The following is a 23,148-nucleotide window of genomic DNA, read 5'->3' as shown; positions in this document are numbered from 1 at the left end:
ATGCTCGGCTGAGGGGGCGGACGCTACAGGGGCGCGTACTCCACGCCGATCACCGCAAAGGTGAACTGCCCGCCGGGCAGCTCCACCGAGAACTCGTCGTCCAGCCGCTTCTTCAGCAGCGCGCGGGCCAGGGGTGAATCGATGCTGATCCAGCCGAGGCCGGCATCGGTCTCGTCCGGGCCGACGATGCGGTAGCGGCTGGTGTCGCCACTGTCCACATTCTCCAGTTCCACCCATGCACCGAAGAACACCGCCTGCGGATCGGTCGGCGTGGTATCGACCACGCGCAGTGATTCCAGGCGCTTGGTCAGGTAGCGCACGCGCCGATCGATCTCGCCCAGCTGCTTCTTGCGGTAGGTGTACTCGGCGTTCTCCGAGCGGTCACCTTCGGCCGCGGCGGCAGCCAGTGCCTTGACCACCTCGGGTCGCCGCACCCGCCACAGTTCGTCCAGTTCGGCCTTCAGCCGGGCGTGGCCGGCGGCGGTGATCAGGGCAGTGCTCTTTTCTGCGGGGGGACGCCAACGGGACATGCGGTACGGCTTCTTGTGCGGGGGAACGATGGATCAGGGGATACGGCCGGCGTCCTTTCCACGGGAAAGAACGCCGGCTCTGGGGTACAACTCAGCGCTTGCCGCCGAAGATGCCACCCAGCAGGCCGCGCACGATCTGGTTGCCCAGCTTGGTGCCGACGGTGCGCGTGGTCTGCTTGGCCATGGTCTCGATCATGCCCTGGCGACGCTTGGTGCCGAAGATCGCGTCCTTGATCGCCTGGCCGAAGCCGCCTTCCTGCGCGTCGTCCTGCTCGCGGCTGCGTGCGGCGGGGGCCTGTGCCTGTTCGCTGGTCTTCTGCGCGCGCTGGGCCAGCAGTTCCGCCGCCGATTCGCGGTTGATCGCAGTGTCGTAGCGGCTGCCGACCGGGCTGCCGGCGCGCACCTGGGCGCGCTCGGCGTCGGTGATCGGCCCCATCCGGCAGCGCGGCGGCGCGATCAGGGTCTGCTGCACCGGCATCGGCACACCCTTGTCCTGCAGCGTGGACACCAGCGCCTCGCCGGTGCCGAGCTGGCTCAGCACCTTGGCCACGTCCAGCTTCGGGTTCGGCACGAAGGTCTCGGCGGCGGTCTTCACGGCCTTCTGGTCGCGCGGGGTGAACGCACGCAGTGCATGCTGCACGCGGTTGCCGAGCTGGCCGAGGATGTTGCCGGGCACGTCGTCGGGGAACTGCGAGCAGAAGTACACGCCCACGCCCTTGGAGCGGATCAGGCGCACCACCTGCTCGATGCGCTGCACCAGCGAGGGCGGCGCATCGTCGAACAGCAGATGCGCCTCATCGAAGATGAAGACCAGCTTCGGCTTGTCCAGGTCGCCCACTTCCGGCAGCTGCTCGAACAGCTCCGACAGCAGCCACAGCAGGAAGGTGGAGTACAGCTTGGGCTTGAGCACCAGCTGGTCGGCGGCGAGGATGCCGATCATGCCGTGGCCGTCGTGGTTGACCCGCATGATGTCGGCCAGCTCCAGGGCCGGTTCGCCGAAGAAGTGCTCGCCGCCATCCTGTGCCAGGCGCAGCACCGAACGCTGGATCGCGGCGATCGACTGCGCACTGACCAGGCCGTACTCGGTCGAGATGTCCTTGCGCTCCTCGGCGACCAGGCCGAGCAGGGCACGCAGGTCGTCCATGTCGAGCAGCAGCAGGCCGCGGTCGTCGGCCAGCTTGAACACGATGTCGAGCACGCCAGCCTGGGTGTCGTTCAATTCGAGGATGCGCGACAGCAGGGTCGGGCCCATCTCGCTGACGGTGGTGCGCACCGGGTGGCCGAGCTTGCCGTACAGGTCCCAGAAAATGGTCGGGCTGGCCGCCGGCGCGTAATCGGCCACGCCGATCTCGGCGGCGCGCTGGAGCAGGTTGTCGGCGCCGCTGCCGGGCACGGCCAGGCCGGACACATCGCCCTTCACATCGGCCAGGAACACCGGTACGCCCAGCCGCGAGAAGCCTTCGGCCAGCGTCATCAGGGTCACCGTCTTGCCGGTACCGGTGGCGCCGGCCACCAGGCCGTGGCGGTTGCCGAGTTTCGGCAGCAGGGTGACGGCAATATCGTCGGTGATGCCTTTGCCGAGCAGAATCGGATCCATGGTCCAGCCCTTGTGGTGAATAGCCCAATGTTAACCGCCGGCGGTGACGGGCCGAAGGTCGGCTTGCCCGGACCTTGGCGGCGCCGCTACTCTGCCTGCCTGTTTCGCACACAGTGCCATCAATGCCCGTTCCTGTCCTGATTTCCCGCGGTTGGCCGCTGCTGGCCCTGGCCGGCCTGGTTTCCCTGGCGCCCGACGCCCATGCGCAGCGGGTTTCGGCCCGGGACAAGGTGAAGGTGGATGCGCTGCAACAGCGCATGGCCGCCGCCGAGAAGCGCTACAGCAATGCCCTGCTGCTGGTCGCCAATGCCGACCCCAAGGGCAGCAACGAGGCCGACGCCGCGCTGGAAGACATGGAAGATGTCCTCAACGACTGCGTCAAGCAGAAGGGCTGCCAGATGGGCACCCTGCTGGCCAGCTACAAGCGCCTGCTCAAGCACGACGCCGATGCCGCCGCCAGCGATGACGTGGCCGACGAGGGCGGTGACCGCCTGGAAGCCGACCCCGACCATATCGGCCCGCTTACCGCCGACGTTCCCGAGGCCGCCCGCGCCGCCGCGCTGCTGAACGACAAGCGGCACGCCTTCGACACCATGGTCGAGTACAACCCGGCGGTACAGGCCGGTATCCGGCGCTGGCTGACCGACATGCGCCCGGCGCTGCTGACCAGCTACGAGAACTACCAGAACCTGCGCGCGGTGATGTGGCCGGAGTGGGAAAAGCGCGGCCTGCCCGAGGCGCTGCTGTTCGGCATCATGGCCAAGGAATCCAACGGTCGCGTGCACGCCTCCTCGCGTGCCGGCGCTGCCGGCCTGATGCAGTTCATGCCGGCCACCGGCCGCCGCTTCGGGCTGGGCCCGGACGGTACCGGCTTCGACACCCGTTTCGACGCACGCAGTGCGGCCGAGGCCAGCGCCAGCTACCTCAACGAGCGCCTGCGCGAACTGAACAACAACGTGGAAATGTCGGTGGCCGCCTACAACGGTGGCGAAGGCCGCGCCGCCCGCGTCTTCAAGCAGAGCGGTGGCCAGAGCTTCTGGACCGACAGCGTGTACAACCAGTTCCCGGGCGAGACCAAGGACTATGTGCCGATGGTGATCGCCGCGGCCTGGATCTTCCTGCACCCGCAGCAGTACGGGGTGGAGTTCCCGAAGATCAGCGCGCAGCCGGCCACGCTGCGCCTGGCCAAGTCCACCACCATCTACGAACTGACCATCTGCCTGGGCAGCCACGGCACCCGCGATGGCTACATGCGCGCGCTGCGCAACCTCAATCCGCGTTATGAGGCCGATGGCTGGATTCCGGCCGGTACGCTGATCAATGCCACCACCCGCATCGCCGGGCTGTACCAGCGCAACTGCGTCAGTGGTCCGCGTGCCGACCTGGCCCGTACCCTGATCACGGCCGACCTGAACGCGGCGATCGTGCGCCCGACCGCCACCAGCTACACCGGCAGCGTGGCGGTGGGTGGAGTGGTGCCGGTGGCCGATGCGGCCGCCTCCACCAGCGTGCCGACCACACCGGTGGCGACCGTGGCGACGCCGCGCCCGGCCCCGGCCGCGCGGCCGAAGCCGGTGCGCAGCCACAAGGTGGCCAAGGGCGAGACCCTGGGCGCCATTGCGGCGAAGTTCCAGTGCGACGTGCCGACCCTGGCCCGTGCCAATGGCCTGAAAGCCCCCGGTTACAGCCTGCGCCACGGCCAGACGCTGAAGCTGCAGGGCTGCGACAAGTAATTCCCCCCGACCCCTGGAACCCGCATGGACCTTGAAGCCACCCGCAACCTGTTTGCCAACCTCCGCGAAAACACCGACTGGGACATCAGCGGCCCGTTGCTGTGGGGGTACTTCTTCGTCCACTCCACCGAGGAGCCGCTGCGGGCGCTGTCCGAACATCTGCAGGCGCAGGGCTATACCTTCGTCGAGCTGTTCGAGCAGGAGCCGGAAGAGGGCGATGCCACGTTCCACGTGCTGCACGTGGAGCGCGTGGAGGCCCACGACGAAGCCTCGCTGGACCGCCGCAACCAGGAATTCGCAGCGCTGGCCGCAGAGCACGGCGTGGAAGATTACGACGGCATGGACGTCGGCCCGGCCCCGTAACCAAAAAGGGGACGGAGGGGATTAAGTCGTTTATGCATAAACGACTTAATCCCCTCCGTCCCCTTTTTGCTGTCAGCGCAGCGTTGCCAGTGCCTGGCCCAGCTGCACCGGGCTTTCGGCGCCCAGCTGCGGGGCGAATTCGGCTACGCCCGGCGGCAGCAGCACGATCACGGTCGAGCCGTAGTTGAAGCGCGCCATCTCGGCGAAGCGCTCAAGCCTGATGCCCTGGCCGCGGTAGTCCTTGCGGGTGATGCGGTCGCCGTAGGCCGGAATTTCCTCGCCGCTCCACACGGTTTCCACGCCTGACACCAGCAGCGCCCCCACCATCACGCTGACCATCGGGCCAAAGCTGGTGTCGAAGTGGCAGACCAGGCGCTCGTTGCGCGCGAACAGGCGCGGCACCCCGTTGACGGCCGCAGGGCCGACGCTGAACAGGCGGCCCGGCACATGCACGGTCTCGCGCAGGGTGCCGGTCCACGGCATGTGCACGCGGTGGTAGTCGCGCGGCGACAGGTACACCGTGGCGTACAGGCCGTCGTTGTAGGGCTTGGCGTCCTCGTCGCTGCCCAGCAGCTCGGCGGCGGTGAACGATTGGCCCTTGGCCTGGAAGATGCGGCCGGCCTCGATCCTGCCGAGCTGGCTGATGCGGCCATCGGCTGGCATCACCAGGCTGCGCGGATCGGCATCGGCCACCCGCGCGCCCGGCTTCAGTGCTCGGGTGAAGAACTGGTTGAAGGTCGTGTAGCTGCGCGGGTCCGGGTTGGCCGCTTCGTCCAGGTTGACGTTGAACTTGCGGGTGACCGTGTCGATCAGCCAGCGCGACACGCGCGGGTCGTCCGAGTACGCCAGCGAACGCGCCATCGAGGACAGCAGGCGGTGGGGCAGGGCGTACGTCAGGGCGGTGGTGAGGCTCATGGGGCGGTTTTCTCGGTCAGCTTCTGCAGGTCGCGGGCAATCGCCGGCGCATTGAACGGGGGGCGCACCAGGCCGGCAAGGCGGCCCTGCGGGTCGAGCACGGCCAGGCTGGCCGAGTGCTCGACGGTGTAATCCTGGGGATTTTCGTCGAAATGCTTGCCGGGCACTTTCTGGAACACGAAGCCCAGCGAGGTGGCAAAGCGCTCCAGCGAGGGAACGTCGGCGGTGGCGGCCAGGGTGTCCTTGTGGAACCCGTGCACGTACTCGCCGAGGCGGGTGGCGCTGTCGCGGTCGGGGTCGACCGAGATGAACAGTACCCGCGGGCGCAGGCTGTCAGGCAGGGCTTCCCACTGGTTCTGCGCAGCGGCCAGCTCGGCCAGGGTGGTCGGGCAGACGTCGGGGCAGAAGGTGAAGCCGAGGAATACCAGGGTCCAGTGGCCCTTCAGTTCACCCGGGATCAGGCGCGTGCCATCGGACTGGGCCAGGTTGAAGTCGGGCAGTTCACGCGGCTGCGGGTACAGCGTGATGGCTTCGGTGGCCGGGGCGTTGGCCGGCGGCTTCGGCGCGAACACCTGCTGGGCGGCCAGCAGGCCAAGGCCCGCCGCCAGGGCGATCAGCAGGATGATGCCGACGTTGCGATTGAACATGGGTGCCCCCGCGCGAAGTGGGCCCCATCATACCGGCTGCGGCCTGATCGTTTCCGCCGCAACGGATGCCGCCGCGGGCGCCAGCCCCTATAATCGGGGGCCACTTTGCCCGCAGTACCGCCATGACCGCTGAAACGGCCGCCGAACTCCACACGATCATCGATCTGATCCGCTACGGCACCAGCCGTTTCAATGAAGCCGGGCTGACCTTCGGGCACAGCTACGACAACGCGCTGGACGAGGCGACGCAGCTGGTGCTGCACACCCTGCACCTGCCGCACGACCTGGGCCCGGCCTACGGCCAGGCGCGCGTGCTGCAGGCGGAGAAGCTGCGCGTGCTGGAGCTGTTCCAGCGCCGCATCGACGAGCGCATCCCGGCCGCCTACCTGACCGGTGAAGCCTGGTTCGCCGGCCTGAGCTTCAAGAGCGACAAGCGTGCACTGGTGCCGCGCTCGCCGATCGCCGAGCTGATCGAGTGCGGCTTCGAGCCGTGGCTGGCCGGCCGCGATGTGTACCGCGCGCTCGACCTGTGCACCGGCTCGGGCTGCATCGCCATCGCCATGGGCCACTACTACCCGAACTGGCAGGTGGACGGCGTCGACCTGAGCGACGACGCGCTGGCGCTGGCCGAGGAAAACAAGGAGCGCCTGCAGGCGCACAACGTCACCCTGATCAAGTCGGACCTGTTCAACGGCCTGACCGGCCGCCACTACGACCTGATCGTCACCAATCCGCCGTACGTCACCAACGACGAGACCGATGCCCTGCCGCAGGAATACTCCTACGAGCCGGAGATGGGCCTGCGTGCCGGCGACGACGGCCTGGACCTGGTGCTGAAGATCCTGCGCGATGCGCCGCTGCACCTGAGCGAAGACGGCCTGCTGATCTGTGAAGTGGGCGAGTCGGAGCAGCACCTGTACAAGCTGCTGCCGGAAGTGGACTTCCAGTGGGTCGAGTTCAAGGTCGGCCAGATGGGCATCTTCGCGGTCGAATGCCGCGAACTGATCGCGCACAGCGCCCGCATCACCGAACTGGCGGCGCAGCGCCCGTGAGCTCCAATTCGTTCGGCAAGCTGTTCACCGTCACCACGTTCGGCGAGTCGCACGGGCCGGCCATCGGCTGCGTGATCGATGGTTGCCCGCCGGGGCTGGCGCTGGACGCGGCCGAATTCGCCCATGACCTGCAGCGCCGGGCCACCGGCAAGAGCCGGCATACCTCGGCACGCCGCGAGGCCGACGAGGTCGAGATCCTGTCCGGCGTTTACCAGGGCCTGACCACCGGCACCCCGATCGCGCTGCTGATCCGCAACACCGACCAGCGCAGCAAGGATTACGCCAATATCGGCCAGCAGTTCCGGCCGGGTCACGCCGACTACAGCTACTGGCACAAGTACGGCATCCGCGATCCGCGCGGTGGCGGCCGTTCCTCGGCGCGCGAGACCACCATGCGCGTGGCGGCCGGCGTGGTGGCCAAGAAGTGGCTGGCCGAGCGTTTCGGCGTCACCGTGCACGGCTACCTGTCGCAGCTGGGCGACATCACCCCGGCCGGATTCGACTGGTCGGCGGTGGAAGACAATCCGTTCTTCTGGCCGCACGCCGCACAGGTGCCGGAGCTGGAGGCGTACATGGATGCGTTGCGCAAGTCCGGTGACTCGGTCGGTGCGCGCGTGGACGTGGTGGCCGACAACGTGCCGCCGGGCTGGGGCGAGCCGATCTACGGCAAGCTCGACGGCGAACTTGCCGCTGCGTTGATGAGCATCAATGCGGTGAAGGGGGTGGAGATCGGCGACGGTTTCGCCAGCGCTGCACAGAAGGGCACCGAGCACCGCGACCTGCTGACGCCGCAGGGCTTTGCCAGCAATCATGCCGGCGGCATCCTCGGCGGCATTTCCACCGGCCAGCCGGTGGTTGCCTCGATCGCGCTGAAGCCGACCTCCAGCCTGCGCCTGCCCGGCCCGTCGCTGGACACCGCCGGCAACGTGGTCGAAGTGGTCACCACCGGCCGCCACGATCCCTGCGTCGGCATCCGCGCCACCCCGATCGCCGAGGCGATGGTGGCGATAGTGCTGATGGACCAGGCGCTGCGCCATCGTGCGCAGTGCGGTGATGTCGGCACCATCACCCCGCGTATTCCCGGGCACATTGATGGCTGACACGCGGCCGACGGTGTGGGTGAGCCAGCCGCTGATCGACGCGGCCATCGCGCCATTGCGCGATCGCGTGCAGCTGCGCAGCACCGACACCGTCACCGCCTGGTCGCCCGGGCAGATCGCCGCACAGCTGGCCAGCGCCGACGGCGCGATCATCACCCTCAACGAGCGCATCGGTGCGGCCCAGGTGGCCGACGCCGCGCAGCTGCAGGTGATCGCCAATGTCGGGGTCGGCTACAACAACCTGGATGTCGATGCGCTCAGCGCGGCCGGCATCCTTGCCAGCAACACCCCGGACGTCCTCACCGAAACCACCGCCGATCTTGGCTTCGCGCTGCTGATGGCCACCGCGCGCCGGATCACCGAATCCGAGCGCTGGCTGCGTGAGGGCCGCTGGCAGCAGTGGTCGTTCCAGACCATGCTGGGCGCCGACATCCACGGCAGCACGCTGGGCATCCTCGGCATGGGCCGCATCGGCCAGGGCATCGCCCGTCGTGGCGCGCACGGTTTCGGCATGAAGGTGCTGTACCACAACCGCTCGCCGTTGCCGGCCGCTACCGAAGCGGCGCTCGGTGCCCGCTACGTGGACCTGGACACGCTGCTGGCGCAGTCCGACCACCTGCTGCTGGTGCTGCCGTATACACCTGCCTCGCACCACCTGATCGATGCGGTGGCACTGGCGAAGATGAAGCCGTCGGCGACGCTGGTGAACATCGCCCGTGGTGGCCTGGTGGACGAGATCGCGTTGGCCGATGCACTGGCCAACGGGCGCCTGGCGGCCGCCGGCCTGGATGTCTACGAAGGTGAGCCGAGCGTGCGCCCGGAGCTGCTGGCGCTGCGCAACGTGGTGCTGACCCCGCATATCGGCAGCGCTTCGCTGGCCACGCGCACGGCGATGGTACAGCTGGCCGTGGATAATCTGGTTGCCGGGCTTGGCCTGGACGGCAGCCCGTCGCGCATGCCGAGCGCGATCAACGCTGACGCGGCGATGGCCGCGCGCGTGACCCTGGGCAAAAAAACCGGGAAACGATAGGGAACCTCCGCGCGCCCCGCTTGAGGAGGTTCCCCGAACCCAGCTGCCGTGCGTGATGTTTCCCATTCCCGTTTTTTGAGAGAGTTTCCCCCATGAGCAATGCACAGCGCAGTTTCCACGTCGCCGTCGTCGGCGCCACCGGTGCGGTCGGCGAGACCATGCTGTCGATCCTGGCCGAGCGTGGTTTCCCGGTCGGCACCCTGAGCGTGCTGGCCTCCGAGCGTTCGGCCGGCGGCGAGATCGAGTTCAACGGCCAGAAGGTCACGGTGCAGGACCTGGCCACCTTCGACCCGACCGGCGTCGAGATCGCCCTGTTCTCGGCCGGCGGCAGCGTATCCAAGGAATACGCGCCGAAGTTCGCTGCCGCCGGTGCGGTGGTGATCGACAATTCCTCGGCCTTCCGCTACGACGATGACGTGCCGCTGGTGGTGTCCGAGGTCAATCCGGAGCAGGTCGCCAACCGCCCGCGCGGGATCATCGCCAACCCGAACTGCTCGACCATGCAGATGCTGGTCGCGCTGGCACCGCTGCACCGCAAGTACGGCATCGAGCGCATCAACGTCTCCACCTACCAGTCGGTGTCCGGTGGTGGCCGCTCGGCGACCGAGGAGCTGGGCAAGCAGACCGGCCAGCTGCTGAGCTTCCAGGAAATCGATCCGCAGCGCTTCCCGGTGCAGATCGCCTTCAACCTGATCCCGCACATCGACGACTTCCAGGACAATGGCTTCACCAAGGAAGAGATGAAGCTGATCTGGGAAACCCGCAAGATCCTCGGCGATGACAGCATCCTGGTGAACCCGACCGCGGTGCGTGTGCCGGTGTTCTACGGCCATTCCGAGTCGGTGGCGATCGAGACCCGCGACAAGGTCAGCGTGGCCGAAGCGCGCGCGCTGCTGGAGCAGTCGCCGGGTATCGAAGTGGTCGACCGCCACGAGGCAGGCGGTTACCCGACCCCGGTTACCCACGCTTCGGGTACCGATGCGGTGTACGTCGGCCGCATCCGCGAGGACCTGTCGCATCCGCGTGGCCTGAACCTGTGGATCGTGTCGGACAACGTGCGCAAGGGCGCTGCACTGAACGCCGTGCAGCTGGCCGAGCTGGTCGCTGCCGAGCAGCGTTGAGCGCGGCAGCTGGCTGACGGGTGGTGCCGGCCGCTGGCCGGCACGGCCTTGATGGGAGGGCGCGCGTGCCTGCCGGCCAGCGGCCGGCACTACCCTCATTTGGCAGGTGTCATGAGGCGCGTGGTGGGTGCGGACCCCGGTCCGCACGCTTTATAGTGTCGCCCATGAATAAACGGGCCAAGGGCGCAAAGCGCCCGCTCAGCTATCTTTCCGCGGCGCTGCTGGCCCTGGCTAGCAGTTCCGCGCTCGCCCTGGGATTGGGCGACATCCGTGTCCTGTCCAAGCCGGGCCAGCCGCTGCTGGCCGAAATCCCGGTGGTCTCGGCCGACCCGTCCGAGCTGGAAAACCTGCGCGTGGCGCTGGCCTCGCCGGTCACCTTCGAGCGTGTTGGCCTGCAGCGGCCGACCGGGCTGGTCAGCGAGCTGCAGTTCGAACTGACCCGCAACGCGCAGGGCAGGGCGGTGGTGCGGGTGACCTCGCAGACGCCGGTCGAGACCCCGTCGCTGAGCTTCCTGATCGAAGCCGACTGGGGCCAGGGCCGGCTGGTGCGCGAGTACTCGGCACTGGTCGATGCACCCGCCAGTGCGCTGGCCGTGGCCGAGCCGGAAATCGTTGCGCCGGCGGGCACGCTGTCCAACACCATTGCCCGCGAGGCGGCGCCTGTACCCACTGCCGAGCCGGCCAGCGTGCCGTCTCCCGCTGCGGCGGCGACACCGGCGCGCTCGCGTACGGCACCGCCCCCGCCGGCACCGGCTCCGGTCGCAGCGACCGATGGCAGCATCACCGTGCAGCGTGGGCAGACGCTTTCGCAGATCGCCAGCGCGGTAGCGCGTGGCAACCAGGTCAGCCGCGATCGCGCGATGATCGCGCTGTTGCGTGCGAATCCGGAAGCGTTCATCCGCGGCAACGTGAACCTGCTCAAGCAGGGTGCGGTGCTGCGTGTGCCGGGCAGCGATGCGCTGGCCGCGGTGGATGCCGCCGAAGCGGCTGCGCTGGTGCGCGAGCACGCGGTGCAGTGGCGCCAGGCGCGCACCGTGCCGCAACCGGCGGGCACCGTCGCGCCGGTCGCCGCAGCGGCAACCACCAACGCTTCTTCCCCGGCTGCGGCCAACGGGGCACGACTTGAGATCGCTCCGGCGCTGGCGTCCGACGCCGCGCATGCGGGCACAACCACCGGCACCGCTGCCGGCAGCGAGGGTGACATGCTGGGCAACGAACAACTGCGCCAGGCGCGTGAGGACATCGCCACCCGCGATGCCGAGATCGGCGAGCTGAAGCAGCGCGTGGCCGACCTGGAGAAGCTGAAGGAACAGCAGCAGTCGCTGATCGCGATGAAGGACAACGACCTGGCGGCCGCGCAGCAGCGCCTGGCGCAGGCACCGGGCGCGCGTGACGCGGCCACGCCATGGTATTGGCTGGGCCTGCCGGTGCTGCTGTTGGCGGCCGCTGCGGCCTGGTTGCTGCGTCGTCGCAAGCCATCGCCGCTGCCGCCGCTGCGTGAAGAAGATGATGCCGCCGGCCTGGCCGCTGCGGTACCGGCGGGCGCAGCGCTGGATACGCTGGCCGAGCAGTCCTCGTGGTCGTCGGCGGTGGCCGACGGCGGCCGCCAGGAACCGGCGATGCCGGCCTGGGCGAGCGAGCCCGAGCAGCAGGCCGACGCCGCGGTCGAACCGAGTGCGGGCGCCGTGGACGAGGCCGATTGGCAGGCCGGCACGTTGCACGACGACGACGTGGCCGCACTGCCCGAGGCGGTCACCGATCTGCCGCGCTGGGAGGACGCCGCGGCGATCCATGACGACGCTGCTGCTGCCGAGCCCGCGCAGGCCGAGCCCCTGCAGGACGAATCGTCTGCAGCAGCGGCACCGGCCGAGGTGGCCGTGCCGGACTACGCGCTGCATGCCGAACAGCAACCGCAGTTCCGCGGGGTGTTTGATCTGCCGGCCGACGCGCATGACGCGGCACCGCCAGCCGCTGTCCTCCACGATGACGGCATCGACAGCCTCGAGGCTGCGCACCCCGGCCATGCTGTGCCTGCGCAGGCACAGCCCGGCGAGGATGCCGGCTGGGCACCGCGCGCCGGCCAGGAACGGCTGGAGCTGGCCATTGCCTACCTGGACCTGGGCGATGCCCAGACCGCGCGCACGCTGCTGCTGGAAGTCGCCGAAGGCGGCGACCTGCACAGCCAGGCGCAGGCCCGCGAACTGCTGGCCCGCCTGCCGTGACCGAACCTGCCGTAAAGGACGTTGCCATGAGCCGCGAGCGCCGCATCGACTACGTTGAATTCGCCTCCAGCGATCCGGCGGCCAGCCGTGCCTTCTTCGAGAAGGTGTTCGGCTGGTCGTTCGTCGACTATGGCAGTGACTACACCGCCTTCGACGATGGCCGCCTGCAGGGAGGCTTCTTCCGCGGCCAGCCACAGCGCGCCGGTGACAACAGCGCACCGTTGCTGGTGCTGTACGCCGACCTGCTGGCACCGGTCGAGGCCGCAGTACGCGCCGCCGGCGGTGAGATCGTGCGTCCGGTGTTTTCCTTCCCCGGTGGCAGCCGCTTCCAGTTCGTCGAGCCCGGTGGCAACGAACTGGCGGTCTGGTCCGAACGCGACCCGGCCTGAGCGCCGCCCCACACGCAACATCGAGGTAGCACATGCGTTACGCGCTTGGCGTCGAGTACGACGGCAGCGATTTCCGGGGCTGGCAGAACCTGGGCGAAGGTGGCCCCAGCGTGCAGGCCAGCCTTGAGCAGGCCCTGTCGTCGGTGGCCGATGCGCCCCTGCAGGTGGTCTGCGCCGGCCGCACCGATGCCGGCGTGCACGGGCAGTGCCAGGTCGTGCATTTCGACACCGACGTGGTGCGCGATCCGCGCGCCTGGATGCTCGGCACCACCACGCGCCTGCCGCGCTCGATCGCGGTGCGTTGGTGCGTGCCGGTGGCCGACGATTTCCATGCGCGCTTCTCGGCGCGTGCACGTCGTTACCGCTACCGCCTGCTCAACCGCGAGGTGCGGCCGGCACTGGAGCGGCAGACGCTGAGCTGGGAGCGGCGGGTGCTGGACGAAACCCTGATGCATGCCGCCGGCCAGGCGCTGCTTGGCGAGAACGACTTCAGTGCGTTCCGCTCGGTGCAGTGCCAGGCCCTGCATGCCCGGCGTGAGCTGCAGTCACTGCAGGTGAGCCGTCACGGCGAAGTGATCGAAGTCGCCGTGCAGGGCAATGCATTCCTTCATCACATGGTCCGCAATATCGTCGGATCGTTGATCCTGGTGGGCAGCGGCGAAAAGCCGGTGGAATGGATCGCCGAACTGCTGGCTGGGCGCGATCGCACCGTAGCCGGTCCCACCGCACCGCCGCAGGGCCTGGTGTTCCTTGGGCCCCTGTACCCCGACAACTGGCATCTGCCCGCCGAGGTCACGCTATGAGCCGCTCCTACTACCGCACGCGCATCAAGTTCTGTGGCATGACCCGTGCCGGCGACGTCCGCCTGGCCGGTGAGCTGGGCGTGGACGCAGTAGGTTTCATCTTTGCCCGCGAGAGCAGCCGCCGGGTCGCTCCGGCCGAAGCGCGCGCGATGCGCCAGGCGATCGCGCCGATGGTCGACGTGGTGGCGCTGTTCCGCAACAACAGCAAGGAAGAGGTGCGCGAGGTGCTGCGCACGGTGCGGCCGACGCTGCTGCAGTTCCACGGCGAGGAAGACGAGAGCTTCTGCCGCAGCTTCAACATGCCGTACCTGAAGGCCATCGCCATGGGCGGGCGTGAAGAGGTCAATGCCCGCACCCTGCAGCTGCGCTACCCCAGCGCCGCCGGCTTCCTGTTCGACAGCCACGCCCCGGGCGGTGGTGGCGGCACCGGCGTAGCCTTCGACTGGGGCCGCATTCCGACCGGCCTGCATCGCCCGTTCCTGCTGGCCGGCGGATTGAATCCGGACAACGTCTACGATGCCGTGCTTGCCACCTTGCCGTGGGGCGTGGATGTCTCCAGCGGCATCGAGCTGGAGCCGGGCATCAAGGACGGCTACAAGATGCGCACCTTCGTCGAGGAAGTGCGCCGCGCGGACTGCACGGTCCTGGAGTGACCGGCGACGCGGGTCAGCGCAGCTGTGCGCTGACCCACGCGGCCAGCGCCTGCACCCGCGGATCGGCCGGACCGTCCGGTCGTGCCAGCACCCAGAAGCCACCGGTGGCGGCGAATCCCCATGGGGCGACCAGCCGGCCCGCGGCCAGGTCCTCGGCCACCAGCGGCTCCGGGGCGATGGCCGGCCCCAGTCCCGCCACCGCTGCTTCCAGCAGGTAGTACAGATGCTCGAAGGCGGTTCCCAACTGCAGTCTGGAAGCATCCAGGCCGTGCGCCTGCGCCCAGGCCGGCCACGCCTGCGGCCGTGAACTGGTGTGCAGCACGGTCTCCTGCAGCAGCGCCGAAGGCGCTACATGGCGCAGGCGCTGCGCCGCCGGATGTGACGGCGCCACCACCACGCCGACCCGTTCCGGTGCCAGTTCCTGCACCTGCCAGCCGCGTGGCCACGGCGCCTGCGCCAGCAGCAATACCGCATCCAGCGCGGCCTGGGCCTCGGTGAAGCTTCCATCGAGCGCCGACCATTGCAGGCGCACGCCCGGCAGGGCGGCCTGCAGCGCCGGCAGGCGCGGGATCATCCAGCGTGCCAGCACGCTGCCACTGCAGCCCAGCACCAGCGCCGGCGAGGCTGCCGGCCGGCGCAGTTCGCGCACGCAGTCCTCGATGCCGGTGAACGCCTCGCTGCACGCCGCCTGCAGGCGGGTGCCGGCCGCGGTCAGGCGCAGCCCGCGGCCGGCGCGCTGGAACAGCGCTAGGCCAAGATGATCCTCCAGCAGCTTCAACTGCCGGCTGACCGCGCCGTGGGTGACATGCAGGTCCTGCGCGGCGCGCCCGACGCCGCCGAGGCGGGCGGTGGCCTCGAACGCGCGCAGGGCATTGAGCGGCGGCAGCAGGGAGGTGCTCATGTGAGATTTCCTGACGATATGCGCCAGATAATATCCATTTTCCGGTCATGACCCGTGCGCTAGAGTATCCACCTGTCTGAACCACCGGTCGTCTCCATGCCTGCCTCCCCCATTGCCGACTATCACGCCTTCCCGGATGCCCAGGGCCACTTCGGCCGCTACGGCGGCAGCTTCGTTGCCGAAACCCTGGTCGGCCCGCTGCAGGAACTGGCCCAGGCCTATGACCAGGCCCGCCAGGACCCCGCTTTCCAGGCCGCGTATGACCGTGACCTGGCCCACTACGTGGGCCGGCCGAGCCCGATCTATCACGCCCAGCGCCTGAGCGATCACGTCGGCGGCGCGCAGATCCTGCTCAAGCGCGAGGACCTGAACCACACCGGCGCGCACAAGATCAACAACACCATCGGCCAGGCGCTGCTGGCCGCACGCATGGGCAAGAAGCGCATCATCGCCGAGACCGGCGCCGGTCAGCATGGCGTGGCCAGTGCCACGGTGGCCGCACGGCTGGGGCTGGAGTGCGTGGTGTACATGGGTGCCACCGACATCGAGCGGCAGAAGATCAACGTCTACCGCATGAAGCTGCTGGGTGCGACGGTGGTGCCGGTGACCTCCGGCTCGGCCACCCTGAAGGACGCGCTCAATGAAGCGATGCGCGACTGGGTGACCAACGTGCAGGACACCTTCTACATCATCGGTACCGTGGCCGGTCCGGATCCCTATCCGCGCATGGTCCGCGACTTCAACGCCATCGTCGGCCGCGAAGCGCGCGAACAGATGCTGGCCGAGTACGGCCGCCTGCCCGATGCGATCACCGCCTGCGTCGGCGGTGGCAGCAACGCCATCGGCCTGTTCCATGCGTTCCTCAATGACCGCCAGGTCGAGATCGTCGGTGCGGAAGCCGCCGGTGACGGCATCCACACCGGCCGCCATGCCGCCTCGATCGCCGCCGGTCGCCCTGGCGTGCTGCACGGCAACCGTACCTATGTGCTGTGCGATGACGATGGCCAGATCATCGAGACCCACTCGGTGTCGGCCGGCCTGGACTATCCGGGCGTCGGCCCAGAGCACGCCTTCCTGGCCGACAGTGGTCGTGCGCGTTACCTGGGCATCACCGATGAGGAGGCGCTGCAGGCCTTCCACCTGCTGGCGCATACCGAGGGCATCCTGCCGGCGCTGGAATCCAGCCACGCGCTGGCGCAGGCGATCAAGCTGGCGCGCGAGCGTCCGCGCGACCAGATCGTGCTGTGCAACCTGTCCGGGCGTGGCGACAAGGACGTGCACACCATTGCCGCGCGCGAAGGCCTGGTGCTGTGAGCGCGCTGTTGCGGAGCGGTGGCGTGCTGTTGCTGGCACTCGGCCTGGCTGCATGCCAGCCGCCGGAGCCACCGGTGCTGGCGCCGGCGGCCAAGGCCACCACGCAGCCGGCGCAGCAGCCCGCCGCCAACGACGATCTTGATCCGATCGCGCGCACGCCGATCGACGATCCGCCGTCGCTGGAAGACACCGACAGCGACGACGCGCCCGCGGTGGCGTCGGTGGCGCTGGACCACGCCGGCGAAGTGCTGATCGGCCAGCACATGAGTGATCTGAAGGCGTTCGGGCCGTGGACGGCGCAAGGCGCAGTCGAAGCCATCGGTGGCAGTTGCGAGTACTACGATGGCAAGGGGCTTCCGCCCGGCGTGTCGATGATGACCGACGAAGACCGTGTGGTCCGCTTCGACCTCGGCCTGGACCCGGAGAGCGGGGCGCCGAGCCAGCAGCCGGGCCCGTTTGGCCTGCGCGTCGGCATGACCCGTGCGCAAGCGGTTGCCCGGTTTCCGAAGCCGCCCGTGTCCAGCCCGCATGCCTACGATGGCGAGCAGGGCGAGTACCTCACCTGGCAGGATCCGGGCTCGGCCCTTGGCATCCGCGTGGAACTGTTTGAAGGGAGGGTCATCCAGATGTACTGGGGGACCAGCGATGCGATTGAACTGATTGAAGGATGTGCCTGAAATGCCCGTATCCCGACTCGATGCCTGTTTCCAGCGCCTGCGCGAGCAGCAACGCAAGGCGCTGATTCCCTTCGTCACGGCCGGTGATCCTTCGCTGGAGGCCACCGTGCCGGTCATGCATGCGCTGGTTGAAGCCGGTGCCGATGTGATCGAACTGGGCGTACCGTTCTCCGACCCGATGGCCGATGGCCCCACCATCCAGCGCAGCTCCGAACGCGCGCTGGCACGGGGTGCCGGCAGCCGCTACGTGCTGCAGGCAGTGGCTCGGTTCCGTGAACGCGACGCGCAGACGCCGGTGGTGCTGATGGGTTACCTGAACCCGGTGGAGATCCATGGCTACGCGGCGTTCGCCGCGGCTGCGGTGGCGGCCGGCGTGGACGGCGTGCTGCTGGTGGACCTGCCGCCGGAAGAGGCCGGCGAAGCGCAGCTGGCCTTCGATGCGGCAGGCCTGGCGCTGGTCCTGCTGGCCTCGCCGACCACCAGTGAGGCGCGTGCCGACAAGCTGCTGGCGCTGGCCCGTGGCTACCTGTACTACGTCAGCTTCGCCGGTGTCACCGGTGCCTCCGAACGCCTGGACAGCGATGCCGCCAGCGTCCGCCTGCAGGCCCTGCGCGCGCGCGCGTCGGTACCGGTGGTGGCCGGCTTCGGCATCAAGGACGCCGATAGTGCCGCGGCGATGGCGCGCCAGGCCGACGGCGTGGTGGTCGGCAGCGCGCTGGTGGCGGTGCTGGCCGAGGCGGACTCGGCCGAGGACGCTGCGCAGCGGGCACGGGACTTCCTTGCCCCACTGCGGCAGGCGCTGGACGCATGACGGGCGTGCCGGCCGCTGGCCGGCATCCTCCGTCCTCGCCTGCGCGCAGGCACTGGCGGCCGGCGACCGGCACTCCCAGCACCTAAACGTACGTCCCAGCATGGTTTTTTCCGGCGGCCCCGTGGCTGGCAAGGGGGTGCACGGGCGGGGAAAGCGGAGCTAGACTGTCCGCCTTTGCGGCCCCCGGGCCGCCCTGAACGGAAGTGTCCTCCCGCATGAGTTGGCTCAGCAAGTTGATGCCGTCCGGCATCCGCACCGACAACACCCCCAGCAAGAAGCGCAGTGTCCCCGAGGGCCTGTGGGAAAAGTGCAGCAACTGCGGCAGCGCGTTGTACCGTCCGGAACTGGAAGAAAACCTGGAGGTCTGCCCGAAGTGCGGCCACCACATGGCGATCCGCGCGCGTGCGCGCCTGGCGGCGCTGTTCGATGCCGACAGCACCACCGAGATCGGTGCGCGGCTGGGCCCGACCGACCTGCTCAAGTTCAAGGACCAGAAGAAGTACAGCGAGCGCATCAAGATCGCGCAGAAGAACACCGGCGAATACGACGCGCTGATCGCCATGCGCGGCCTGCTCAAGGGCCGTGCCCTGGTGGCCTCGTCGTTCGACTTCGCCTTCATGGGCGGTTCGATGGGTTCGGTGGTGGGTGAGCGCTTCGCGCTGGCCGCCGAAACCGCGGTCGAAATCGGTGCGCCGTACGTGTGCTTCTCGCAGAGTGGCGGCGCGCGCATGCAGGAAGGCCTGTTCTCGCTGATGCAGATGGCCAAGACCTCGGCCGCGCTCGGCAAGCTGCGCGAGGCCGGCCTGCCGTACATCTCGGTGCTGACCCATCCCACCACCGGTGGCGTATCGGCGTCGTTTGCGATGCTGGGCGACATCAACATCGCCGAGCCGCAGGCGCTGATCGGCTTCGCCGGCCCGCGCGTGATCGAGCAGACCGTGCGTGAAAAACTGCCGGAAGGCTTCCAGCGCTCGGAGTTCCTGCTCGAGCACGGTGCCATCGACCAGATCTGCGACCGCCGCGAGCTGCGCGATCGCCTGGCGGACCTGCTGGCGATGCTGGGTCGCCAACCGGCGCCGGAGGTGGCGTGATGGGGGGCCGCAAGTACTTCGGTACTGATGGCATCCGCGGGCGGGTCGGCCAGGGCGTGATCTCGGCCGACTTCGTGCTGCGCCTGGGCAACGCCCTGGGCCGTGTCCTGGTCGCCCAGCGCGGCCAGGACGGGCGCCGGCCGATCGTGGTGATCGGCAAGGACACCCGCATCTCCGGGTACATGTTCGAAGCGGCGCTGGAAGCCGGCCTGGTTGCGGCCGGTGCCGATGTGCAGCTGCTCGGCCCGATGCCGACGCCGGCGGTCGCGTTCCTGACCCGTACCCTGGGCGTGGACGCGGGCATCGTCATCAGTGCCTCGCACAACCCGCATTACGACAACGGCATCAAGTTCTTCTCCGCCCAGGGCGAGAAGCTTGACGACGCCACCGAGCTGGCCCTGGAAGCGGCACTGGACGTTCCGTTCAGTACCGCCGAATCGGACAAGCTGGGCAAGGCAGCGCGTGCGCGCGAAGCGGTCGGCCGCTACATCGAGTTCTGCAAGGCCAGCGTGCCGCGCGCGTTCGACCTGCGCGGCGTGCGCCTGGTGCTCGACTGCGCCCATGGCGCCACCTACCAGATCGCGCCGCTGCTGTTCCGCGAACTGGGCGCCGAGGTGATCGGCATCGGTGCCGAGCCGAACGGCGTCAACATCAATGCCGGCGTGGGGTCCACCCATATCGACAACCTGGCGGCCAAGGTCCGCGAGACGCGTGCCGATCTGGGCATCGCCTTCGATGGCGATGGCGACCGCGTGCTGATGTCCGATGACCAGGGCAACCCGGTCGACGGTGACGACCTGCTGTACATCCTGGCCCGTGCATGGAAGGCCGAAGGCCGCCTGCGCGGCCCGGTGGTCGGCACGCTGATGAGCAACTACGGCGTCGAGAAGGCCTTCGCAGACCTGCAGATTCCGTTCGTGCGCAGCAACGTCGGTGATCGCTACGTGCACCAGGCGCTGATCGAAGGCGGCGGCGTGCTCGGTGGCGAAGCCTCCGGCCACCTGCTGTGCCTGGACCGGGCCACCACCGGCGACGGCATCGTCAGTGCCCTGCAGGTGCTGGTGGCGCTGCGCAACAGCGGCCAGACCCTGCGCCAGGCGCTGAAGGGGCTGGTGCGGGTGCCGCAGAAGACGGTCAACGTACGGCTCGGCAATGTCTCGGCCAAGGCCACGGTGCAGGCTGACAGCGTGCAGGCCGCTCTGTTGGTGGCGCAGCAGTCGGTGGCCGGCCGCGGGCGTGCGTTCCTGCGCCCATCCGGCACCGAGCCGGTGGTTCGGGTCACGGTCGAGGCCGATGATGCGACCCTGATGCAGGAGACGCTGGACCGCCTGTCCGCCGCGGTGCGCGAAGCCGCCGCCTGAGTCCGTTGACGCTACCTCCTGCAACCCCGACATGGCCGCTTCTGCGGCCATGTCGCTTTCTGCGCTTCAGTGGCTGAACCGCATGCTACCCAGGATCGCGTTCAGCTGCCGCTGGGCGCTTTGTGACGTGCCTTGAACGAAACCGGGCGTATCCACGGAATCAGGATCCCAGGCATCGACGCAGGATATGCGCGGGTCGGGATCCGGTCGGGGCGGATCGCGCTCCATCCTTCTACTTTCGTTGCAAGGACCATGACCATGAACACCTCACTGCGCTACAGCCGCTGCCTGCTGGCAGGTGCGCTGCTGGTGCTGCCGCTGCTGGGTGGCGTTTCCGTTGCCAGTGCCGAGCGCCGTCCCGAAGGCGGCCCGCACATGTCTGCCGGGCGCGAAGAGCCGATGCGCGCGCCCTGGGGGTATCCGCGGATGGAGCGCCCGCGGGAACTGGGCAATGCTCGACCGGCGTTCCGTGATGAGTATCGGCACAACTTCCGCGCCGACCATGCATTCCGCATCGGGCCCTATCATCCGCCCGTGGGCTATGCGTACCAGCGGTGGCACTACGGCCAGATCCTGCCGCGCCCTTACTGGGTCGGCGACTACATCCTCAACGACTTCTGGCTGTTTGGCCTGGACATGCCGCCGATGGGCTACGAATGGGTCCGTTATGGGCCGGATGCGCTGCTGATCAATACTGGCAATAGTGAGATCGTGCAGGTCGTGTACGGGCGCTTCTTCTGACCCGCGATGCCTGCCTGCGGCATGACGGCGCAGGCAGGCAGGCGCGGCGCGCGCGCTCAGCGGTGCGCCGCGCCTGGGCCGGCATTCGCGCGCCGATTATGGGCCCGGCACCATCTTTTTCTGGCGTGCCTTGAAGCCATTGAACAGCGGCGCGATCAGCGGGTTGTAGCTCCACGCGATGCGCTTGCGCAGCCAGCTGGCCGGTCGGTTGCGGATCGCGAAACGGTAGATGTGCTCCGGATCACCCCCGACCACATTGCGGCCGAACGGATGGGTGGTGTGCAGGTAGCGGAAGCCCTGCTCGCGTGCCACCTCGATGTAGTCATCGTCGAAGTCACCATACGGCCAGCACAGCGTATCGGAGACCTCGCCCAGCTTCTCCAGCAGCGTCTGCCTGGCCATCGCCAGGTCGCCACTGATCCCTTCCCGGCGCTGTGCGCGGTCCAGGTCACTGCGCTTCAGCCAGCGGGTGTGGGTATGGGTATGGCAATGGACCTCGAAGGTGCCGGCTTCGATCGCCGCTCGCGCCTCGCTCCAACGCATCATCACCTCGTCGCTGCGGCCCTGCGTGTAGATCAGGTCCTCGCAGGCACGATGCTCCGGCGTTGCCGGCAGGACGGCGCCTTCAATGCCCGCGTGCGGGCGCAGCGGGCCATCATGCATCCAGCCGGTAACCACGAACACCACCGCATGCATGCCGTACTTCTGCAGGATCGGATGGGCGTAGACCCAATTGTCCAGGTAGCCGTCATCGAAGGTGATGACGATCGATCTGCGTGGCACCGGCTTGCCTGCCAGGAAGCCGGCGTACTGGTCCAGCGTCAGCGACGTCCAGCCGTTGCGTGCGAGCCAGGCGATCTGGCTCTCGAAGTTCTCCGGGGACACGGTGATCATGCCCGGCGAGTTGCTGACATGGTGGTGCATCAGCACCGGTACGGTCCTGGCATTAGCCATGAGCCAGCTCCTTCAGCCATTGCAGGTAGTAGTTCTCGGTGGCTTCACCATGACCGACCGCGCTGAACCGCGCGCTGCCGCGCACCCAGTCCCAGCCGGCACGGCCCATCTGCCGCCGCCGTTCCGGATCATCCACCAGCAGCCGCAACGCTCCGGTGAGGGCCGCATCATCGCCGAGCCGGGTGAGAATGGCATTGCTGCCGTCCACCAGCATTTCAGGTACGCCGCCAACGCGGTGCGAGACGATCGGCAGCGCCGCCTGCGCGGCTTCCAGGAACACGGTGCCGGCCGCCTCCTTGTGGGTGGCCAGCGCGAAGATGTCGAAGCCGGCCATGAGCCGGTGGGCGTCGCTGCGGAAGCCGAGCAGATGCACCTGCCGTTCCAGGTCGAGTTCGGTACGCAGGGCCTGCAGCCGTCCCATCACCGGCTCGCCGTCACCAACCACCACCAGGTGCAGGTCGGGGTTGGCCTTGCACAGCGGTGCAATGGCGCGCAGCAGCTCGGCATGGCCCTTGGGCTCGCGCAGCACGGCCACGCAGCCGACCACGATGTCGCGCTCGCCGAAGCCGAGTTCGCTACGCACCTGGGCGCGGGCGTCCTGCAGGGCCTGCCAGGGGTCGGCCTGTCCGGACACGTCCCAGCGCGGGGGCATCGCCATCGGCGGCAGGATGCCGATGCGCTCGGCAGCAATGCCGCGGTCCACGAGCAACTGCTTGACGAACTCGCTGACGGTGATGATCCGGTGCGGAAGCCCGGTGTAGGTGAGCAGTGAGTTGACCGGGCTCATCAGGTGGCGGGAACGCACCACCAGCGGGGTGCCGCCGAGGCGCGCGCCGGCGGCGGCGATCAGCGCGTCACGACGGCTGGTGGTGTTGACCACGTCGTAGCGCTCACGGCGCACCAGGCGCGCTACCGACCAGATGCCTCGCAGCAGCCGCGGCAGGCCGCCCATGCGCAGCGTGTGCACGGTGAAACCGTCATCGCGCGCCAGCTGGGCCAGCCGAGCATCGGGCTGGCACAGCAGCGATACGTCATGGCCACGTGCCCGCATGACCTGCATGTGGCGGAAGATGTAGATCTCCTGGCCGCCCATTCCTTTGGCAGCTTCGGTATGCAGGATGCGCAACGGGCGTTTCATGGGAA

23 protein-coding genes are annotated in these 23,148 nt (G+C 68.6%); 16 read left to right on the top strand and 7 right to left on the bottom strand.

Annotation, left to right across the window (positions count from 1 at the left end; genetic code table 11):
- Positions 1 to 23: 23 nt before the first annotated feature.
- A complete protein-coding gene (gene greB, locus Q0P60_RS17355) occupies positions 24 to 530 on the bottom strand; it encodes a transcription elongation factor GreB (RefSeq protein WP_294996406.1) in 507 nt (168 codons plus the stop codon).
- Positions 531 to 621: 91 nt separating this feature from the next.
- Complete coding sequence (locus Q0P60_RS17350; RefSeq protein ID WP_345780347.1) at positions 622 to 2,127, bottom strand: helicase HerA-like domain-containing protein; 1,506 nt, start codon at positions 2,125 to 2,127, stop codon at positions 622 to 624.
- Positions 2,128 to 2,249: 122 nt separating this feature from the next.
- Between Q0P60_RS17350 and Q0P60_RS17345 the strand changes: the two genes are divergently transcribed.
- Together Q0P60_RS17345 and Q0P60_RS17340 are read left to right on the top strand one after the other, a co-directional pair.
- Positions 2,250 to 3,860 carry a transglycosylase SLT domain-containing protein gene (locus Q0P60_RS17345; protein ID WP_294996403.1) on the top strand — a complete coding sequence of 537 codons (1,611 nt, stop codon included), beginning with the start codon at positions 2,250 to 2,252 and terminating at the stop codon, positions 3,858 to 3,860.
- Positions 3,861 to 3,884: 24 nt separating this feature from the next.
- Entirely contained in the window at positions 3,885 to 4,223 is a 339-nt protein-coding gene (locus tag Q0P60_RS17340) for a ribonuclease E inhibitor RraB (protein WP_294996401.1), read from the top strand.
- Positions 4,224 to 4,295: 72 nt separating this feature from the next.
- Here the strand turns inward: Q0P60_RS17340 and asd are convergent, their stop codons facing one another.
- Positions 4,296 to 5,138 (bottom strand): archaetidylserine decarboxylase, encoded by an 843-nt coding sequence (gene asd, locus Q0P60_RS17335; protein ID WP_294996399.1) that lies wholly within the window; start codon positions 5,136 to 5,138, stop codon positions 4,296 to 4,298.
- The gene (locus tag Q0P60_RS17330) at positions 5,135 to 5,785 is read right to left on the bottom strand and encodes an SCO family protein (protein ID WP_294996397.1); all 651 of its coding nucleotides are present in this window, start codon (positions 5,783 to 5,785) and stop codon (positions 5,135 to 5,137) included. Before Q0P60_RS17330 ends, asd begins: the two co-directional genes overlap by 4 nt.
- A gap of 122 nt (positions 5,786 to 5,907) precedes the next feature.
- On the opposite strand from Q0P60_RS17330, the gene prmB reads away from it, so the two are divergent.
- The 8 genes from prmB to Q0P60_RS17290 all read left to right on the top strand — a co-directional run bounded on the left by prmB (position 5,908) and on the right by Q0P60_RS17290 (position 14,155).
- On the top strand, positions 5,908 to 6,837 hold the full coding sequence (gene prmB / locus Q0P60_RS17325) for a 50S ribosomal protein L3 N(5)-glutamine methyltransferase (RefSeq protein WP_294996394.1): 930 nt from the start codon (positions 5,908 to 5,910) through the stop codon (positions 6,835 to 6,837).
- Positions 6,834 to 7,937, top strand: a complete 1,104-nt coding sequence (aroC, locus tag Q0P60_RS17320) for a chorismate synthase (RefSeq protein ID WP_294996392.1) — start codon at positions 6,834 to 6,836, stop codon at positions 7,935 to 7,937. The genes prmB and aroC overlap by 4 nt, the downstream gene beginning before the upstream one ends.
- Complete coding sequence (locus Q0P60_RS17315) at positions 7,930 to 8,967, top strand: D-glycerate dehydrogenase (RefSeq protein WP_294996390.1); 1,038 nt, start codon at positions 7,930 to 7,932, stop codon at positions 8,965 to 8,967. The genes aroC and Q0P60_RS17315 overlap by 8 nt, the downstream gene beginning before the upstream one ends.
- 92 nt (positions 8,968 to 9,059) lie before the next feature.
- On the top strand, positions 9,060 to 10,088 hold the full coding sequence (locus Q0P60_RS17310; protein WP_294996388.1) for an aspartate-semialdehyde dehydrogenase: 1,029 nt from the start codon (positions 9,060 to 9,062) through the stop codon (positions 10,086 to 10,088).
- Positions 10,089 to 10,252: 164 nt separating this feature from the next.
- Positions 10,253 to 12,310, top strand: coding sequence for a FimV/HubP family polar landmark protein (locus Q0P60_RS17305; protein ID WP_294996385.1), 2,058 nt, complete (start codon positions 10,253 to 10,255; stop codon positions 12,308 to 12,310).
- Between the two features lie 26 nt (positions 12,311 to 12,336).
- Positions 12,337 to 12,699, top strand: coding sequence for a VOC family protein (locus tag Q0P60_RS17300; protein WP_294996382.1), 363 nt, complete (start codon positions 12,337 to 12,339; stop codon positions 12,697 to 12,699).
- Positions 12,700 to 12,731: 32 nt separating this feature from the next.
- Positions 12,732 to 13,502 carry a tRNA pseudouridine(38-40) synthase TruA gene (truA, locus tag Q0P60_RS17295; RefSeq protein WP_294996379.1) on the top strand — a complete coding sequence of 257 codons (771 nt, stop codon included), beginning with the start codon at positions 12,732 to 12,734 and terminating at the stop codon, positions 13,500 to 13,502.
- Positions 13,499 to 14,155: a phosphoribosylanthranilate isomerase gene (locus Q0P60_RS17290; protein ID WP_006458876.1), complete on the top strand. Its 657-nt coding sequence runs from the start codon at positions 13,499 to 13,501 to the stop codon at positions 14,153 to 14,155. The genes truA and Q0P60_RS17290 overlap by 4 nt, the downstream gene beginning before the upstream one ends.
- Positions 14,156 to 14,168: 13 nt before the next feature.
- Here the strand turns inward: Q0P60_RS17290 and Q0P60_RS17285 are convergent, their stop codons facing one another.
- Entirely contained in the window at positions 14,169 to 15,056 is an 888-nt protein-coding gene (locus Q0P60_RS17285) for a LysR family transcriptional regulator (RefSeq protein ID WP_294996375.1), read from the bottom strand.
- Between the two features lie 96 nt (positions 15,057 to 15,152).
- Between Q0P60_RS17285 and trpB the strand changes: the two genes are divergently transcribed.
- The 6 genes from trpB (at position 15,153) to Q0P60_RS17255 (ending at position 21,051) form a co-directional block, all read left to right on the top strand.
- Complete coding sequence (gene trpB / locus Q0P60_RS17280) at positions 15,153 to 16,370, top strand: tryptophan synthase subunit beta (protein ID WP_294996372.1); 1,218 nt, start codon at positions 15,153 to 15,155, stop codon at positions 16,368 to 16,370.
- Entirely contained in the window at positions 16,367 to 17,047 is a 681-nt protein-coding gene (locus Q0P60_RS17275; protein WP_294996369.1) for a hypothetical protein, read from the top strand. The genes trpB and Q0P60_RS17275 overlap by 4 nt, the downstream gene beginning before the upstream one ends.
- 1 nt (position 17,048) lies before the next feature.
- Complete coding sequence (trpA, locus tag Q0P60_RS17270) at positions 17,049 to 17,858, top strand: tryptophan synthase subunit alpha (protein WP_294996366.1); 810 nt, start codon at positions 17,049 to 17,051, stop codon at positions 17,856 to 17,858.
- A 215-nt stretch (positions 17,859 to 18,073) separates the two neighbouring features.
- The gene (accD, locus tag Q0P60_RS17265) at positions 18,074 to 18,949 is read left to right on the top strand and encodes an acetyl-CoA carboxylase, carboxyltransferase subunit beta (protein WP_057495437.1); all 876 of its coding nucleotides are present in this window, start codon (positions 18,074 to 18,076) and stop codon (positions 18,947 to 18,949) included.
- Complete coding sequence (gene glmM, locus Q0P60_RS17260; protein ID WP_294996360.1) at positions 18,949 to 20,310, top strand: phosphoglucosamine mutase; 1,362 nt, start codon at positions 18,949 to 18,951, stop codon at positions 20,308 to 20,310. Before accD ends, glmM begins: the two co-directional genes overlap by 1 nt.
- A gap of 258 nt (positions 20,311 to 20,568) precedes the next feature.
- Positions 20,569 to 21,051, top strand: a complete 483-nt coding sequence (locus tag Q0P60_RS17255) for an RcnB family protein (protein WP_294996357.1) — start codon at positions 20,569 to 20,571, stop codon at positions 21,049 to 21,051.
- Positions 21,052 to 21,147: 96 nt separating this feature from the next.
- Here the strand turns inward: Q0P60_RS17255 and Q0P60_RS17250 are convergent, their stop codons facing one another.
- Positions 21,148 to 22,005 (bottom strand): polysaccharide deacetylase family protein, encoded by an 858-nt coding sequence (locus Q0P60_RS17250; protein ID WP_294996354.1) that lies wholly within the window; start codon positions 22,003 to 22,005, stop codon positions 21,148 to 21,150.
- The gene (locus Q0P60_RS17245) at positions 21,998 to 23,143 is read right to left on the bottom strand and encodes a glycosyltransferase family 4 protein (protein WP_294996352.1); all 1,146 of its coding nucleotides are present in this window, start codon (positions 23,141 to 23,143) and stop codon (positions 21,998 to 22,000) included. The genes Q0P60_RS17250 and Q0P60_RS17245 overlap by 8 nt, the downstream gene beginning before the upstream one ends.
- Positions 23,144 to 23,148: the final 5 nt, after the last annotated feature.

This window comes from uncultured Stenotrophomonas sp., from assembly GCF_945952405.1.
Taxonomy (GTDB): Bacteria; Pseudomonadota; Gammaproteobacteria; order Xanthomonadales; family Xanthomonadaceae; genus Stenotrophomonas.
This window is presented reverse-complemented; position numbering and strand designations above follow the sequence as displayed.